The following is a 3,415-nucleotide window of genomic DNA, read 5'->3' as shown; positions in this document are numbered from 1 at the left end:
GGCCGGCCCCGGCGGTGCCCAGCAGGGCCCGCCGGGTGAAGCCGGGCCCGGTGCTCCCGGTGGCTCCGGTGGTGCCGTCGCGCTCCGCGGTGCTTTCGGTGCTGGTCTTCATCGGGGTGGTCCGCCCTATCCGATCTTCAGCTGCTTGATCTCCGTGGTCTGGTCGATGTCGGAGGACCTGACCACCACCGACACCACCCAGTTCCCGGCGAGCGGCAGCTGCGCCGTCCCGGTCCAGCGCCCGGTGCCCTCGGCGGTCAGCGGGACGGTGAGCGGGCCGAGGTCGCGGTCCGGCAGGGTGAAGGCCAGCTCCACCTCCGGCACCTCGACCGGCTGCCCGTCCGTGCCGTCCAGCTTCAGGTGCACCTCGTTCGACCCGGTGCCCGCCGGGTTGAGGGTGACCGTCGCGGTGCCCTTGGCGTTCGGCGTGCGGCCCTTGGTGTCGTACGGGAGCTTGAGCTCCACGGTCCGGCCCGGCACGGTCTGCGGGTCGGGCGCCCCACCGGTGGCACCGGCCGCCGGGGCGGTGGCGTTCGCGGCCCCGGCCTCGATCTCGCCGGCCACCCGTCCGGGCGGGGTGTTGGTGAGCAGCGTGGTGGCGACCAGGACGGCCACCGCGACGGCCGCCTCGATCAGCACCGAGCGGCGCAGCCCGGCGCGGGCCGGGGTGAGCCCGCGGGCCCGGTCGGCGCTCTCCCGGGCGGCCCGCTGCCGGGCCAGCTGGGCCCGCCGGACCGGGTCGTCGGAGTCCGCGCCGGCCGTGTCGGTCGTGTCGGTCGTGCCGCTCGTGTCGGCACCGGTACCGCCGCCGACCGGGTCGGCCGCGACCGCGACCGCCGCCGGGACGACCTCGGCCGCCTCCTCCGGGGTCGCGCGCAGTCGGGCCAGCCAGCCGCGGGACAGCCAGGCGGCGCCGAGCATGACGAGCACGCAGCCGGTCTTCACCAGCAGCAGCCGCCCGTAGTCGGTGCCGGTCAGCGCGCCCCAGCCGCCGAGGCCGCGCCAGGACTGGTAGACGCCGGTGCCGGCCAGCACCAGGACGGCGCCGAAGGCGAGCTTGGAGAAGCGGTCGGCGACGTCCGCGCCGATCCCCTCGCGCAGCCCGATCAGCATGGCCGCCAGGCCGCCCAGCCAGAGCGCCATCGCGACCAGGTGGAGCATGCCGAGCGGCAGCGCGAGCCAGACCTGGATGCCCACCGAGGCGTGGTCGGCGCCGGCCCAGGTCGCCGAGAGCGCGACGGCCAGCACCAGCCCGGCCACCCCGAGGCCCAGCCGGGCATCGCGCTGCGGGCGCTCGGCGGCGCGGCGCTCCAGCTCCCGCAGCTCGGCCTCCTCACGGTCCCCCTCGCCGCCCGCCGAAGCGGCCTCGACGGGGCGGGCGGCCGGCTGACCGAGCTGGCCGACCAGCAGCGACAGGAACACCCCGCTCGCCGCGAGCAGCAGCAGCCGGGCGGCCAGCGCGGTGCCGATCCGCTCGTCCAGCGTGCTGCGGATCAGCGACAGGTCGAAGGCCTTGCCGATCCCCGAGCCCCGCTCGTACGGGCCGCGCAGCATCAGCACCGCGACGGTGGACACCAGCAGCGCCACCCAGCCGCTCATCAGCAGCCGCTGCACCGGGCGCCGGGCCGCCCCGGCGGGCCAGCAGAGCAGCACGAAGCCGGCCGCGCCGGCGAGCAGCGCGAACGCCCCGTACGCGACGGCCCGGCCGGTGCCGTAGAGCGCGGCGACCAGGCCGTCCGCGTCGGCGTTCTGCAGCGCGGTGGCGGAGACGGTGGTGGCCGAGGGCGCGCCGATGGAGAAGACGAACGCCCCGCCGATGGGGTGCGAGTCCTCGGACACGGCCCGCCAGGCGACGGTGTAGGTGCCGTTGGCGAGTCCGGTGCCGAGCGCGACCCGGGCGGTGTTGTCCTTGCCGTCGGCGTGCGCGGGGGCGCCCGCGTCCACGGCCTTGCCGGCCGGGTCGAGCACCCGCACCGAGTCCGGGGACAGCGAGACGGCCTCGCTGAAGGTCAGCGTGACGGACTGCGGAGCGGTGGGCAGGACGGCGCCCTGCGCGGGGTCGGAGGACTGCAGGGCGGCGTGCGCGGCGGCCGGTCCGGCGCCGGCGAGCAGCAGCGCGAGGACGGCGCCGAGCACGCCGATCAGCCCGGCGATCCGCCGTCCCGTCAGTCGCGGTGCGATCAGCATCGTGCGGGTCCCTTACTGCTGGCCGGGGCGGTAGGTGAGCTCCTTGACCGGCACCTTGACCGAGATGGTGCCGGTGCGGGCGAAGGTCAGGTCGAGTTCGAGCTCGTCGCCGAGGACGGGGGCCTTCTCCCATCCCATGATCATCAGATGGGCGCCGCCGCGGGCGAGCCGCAGCGCGCCGTTCGCCGGCACGTCCAGCTTCTCGACCTGCTCCATGGTGCTGGCCGTGGAGCGGTGCATGGTGACCGAGGAGGCGCCGGGGCTGGAGACCTGGACCAGCTCGTCGCCCTGGCCGCCGTCGTTGCGCACCGTCAGGTAGCCGGCCGCCATCCCGCCGGCCGGCGGCAGCGGGATGTAGGAGTCGTCGACGCTCAGCCGGGCCGCCGTGGCGGTGGCGGGTGCGCCGCCGTCGCCCTGGCCGGACCCGCAGGCGACCAGGAGGGCGCTGCCGCCCAGTGCCGTCGCCAGCGCCGCCCCGGCGAGTGCCGTCCGGCGGAAGCCGAGGGAGCCCTTCACGCGGCGACCCCCTGGGCGAGCAGCGGCAGGTCGTGCTCGTAGGTCTTCACCTCGGTGCCGCTCAGGTAGAGCAGGTGGGCCTTGTCGTCGGAGGGCAGGAAGGCCAGCACCTGGGCGCCGTGGGTGGAGGTGACCGTGCCGTCCTTGTTGACCACCGGGTCCTCGATCAGGATGCCGAGCGTCTTGGCGGCCGCCTTCACCTTCTCCAGGTCCCCGGTCAGGCCTATGAAGTCGCTGCCCATCGAGTCCAGCCAGGTGCGCAGCACCTGCGGGGTGTCGCGCTGCGGGTCGGTGGAGACGAAGACGATGTTGACCTTCTGCCGCTCCTCCGGGGAGAGCTTCTTCATCGCCACGCCGATGTCGCCCATGGTGGTCGGGCAGACGTCCGGGCAGCTGGTGTAGCCGAAGAACAGCAGGGTGGTCTTGCCGCTGGTCCGCTGGCGCAGGTCGTACGGCTGGCCGGCGGTGTCGGTCAGCTGGAGGTCCGGCTTCTCGAAGTGCTTGCCGAGCACGGTGCCCTCGTACGGCGAGTCGGACTTCTGCTGGACGACCTTGGCGGGGGAGGCGGAACCGCCGTCGGAGCCGCAGGCGGTCAGGGTGAGCGCGGCGGCCAGGGCGACGGCGACGGCGCCGGCCAGGCGGGCGGAGCGGGGGGTGCGGGCGGTGCGGGGCATGGGGGAGGTCCGATCGTGTGCGGTGGATCACCGGCGGG

Annotated in this window: 3 protein-coding genes; all 3 read right to left on the bottom strand. The window is 75.4% G+C overall.

Annotated features, from left to right (window positions below; genetic code table 11):
• Positions 1-126 precede the first annotated feature (126 nt).
• The 3 genes from ABD308_RS31610 to ABD308_RS31600 are packed head-to-tail and all read right to left on the bottom strand — an operon-like array spanning position 127 to position 3,377.
• On the bottom strand, positions 127-2,187 hold the full coding sequence (locus ABD308_RS31610) for a copper resistance CopC/CopD family protein (protein ID WP_344342672.1): 2,061 nt from the start codon (positions 2,185-2,187) through the stop codon (positions 127-129).
• A gap of 12 nt (positions 2,188-2,199) precedes the next feature.
• Complete coding sequence (locus ABD308_RS31605) at positions 2,200-2,703, bottom strand: copper chaperone PCu(A)C (protein WP_344342668.1); 504 nt, start codon at positions 2,701-2,703, stop codon at positions 2,200-2,202.
• Complete coding sequence (locus ABD308_RS31600; RefSeq protein WP_344342666.1) at positions 2,700-3,377, bottom strand: SCO family protein; 678 nt, start codon at positions 3,375-3,377, stop codon at positions 2,700-2,702. The genes ABD308_RS31605 and ABD308_RS31600 overlap by 4 nt, the downstream gene beginning before the upstream one ends.
• Between the last annotated feature and the right edge of the window lie 38 nt (positions 3,378-3,415).

The sequence above is a fragment of the Kitasatospora putterlickiae genome (genome assembly GCF_039527695.1).
In the GTDB taxonomy this organism is placed as follows: Bacteria; Actinomycetota; Actinomycetes; order Streptomycetales; family Streptomycetaceae; genus Kitasatospora; species Kitasatospora putterlickiae.
The sequence above is the reverse complement of the archived record's forward strand: the minus strand, read 5'-3'. Positions and strand labels throughout refer to the sequence as shown.

Excerpts from the sequence above, each read along its gene's own strand:
- ABD308_RS31610 (WP_344342672.1), bottom strand. The coding sequence starts at position 2,187 with ATGCTGATCGCACCGCGACTGACGGGACGGCGGATCGCCGGGCTGATC.
- ABD308_RS31600 (WP_344342666.1), bottom strand. The coding sequence starts at position 3,377 with ATGCCCCGCACCGCCCGCACCCCCCGCTCCGCCCGCCTGGCCGGCGCC.